This is a genomic window from Salifodinibacter halophilus, from assembly GCA_012999515.1.
Classification (GTDB): domain Bacteria; phylum Pseudomonadota; class Gammaproteobacteria; order Nevskiales; family Salinisphaeraceae; genus Salifodinibacter; species Salifodinibacter halophilus.
Map to the genome: position 1 here is coordinate 1 of JABEEB010000658.1, position 240 is coordinate 240.

A 240-nucleotide genomic window follows, 5' to 3' on the forward strand; every position below is an offset into this window, starting at 1 on the left:
GGTCCAACCCCAGCTTCATCAAGCTCACCGGCGGCAGCGTCGGCTTCCAGGCCGGCGTGCAGTCCTCCGACATCGTGCTGGTGTTCCGCGGCGCGCGCGGGCTGGATTCGATCGTCAACGGCAAGCTGACCCTCGGCGGCGACGCCAGCGTCGCTGCCGGCCCGGTCGGGCGCACCGCCGCGGCTGCTACCGACGGCCAGCTCAAGGCCGAGATCTGGTCGTGGTCGCGCGCGCGCGGCC

1 protein-coding gene is annotated in these 240 nt (G+C 73.3%); it reads left to right on the top strand.

Features of this window, described 5'->3' with window-relative positions; all coding sequences use genetic code 11:
* On the top strand, positions 1 to 240 hold a 240-nt coding region (locus tag HKX41_13210), incomplete at both ends, for a lipid-binding SYLF domain-containing protein (GenBank protein NNC25093.1).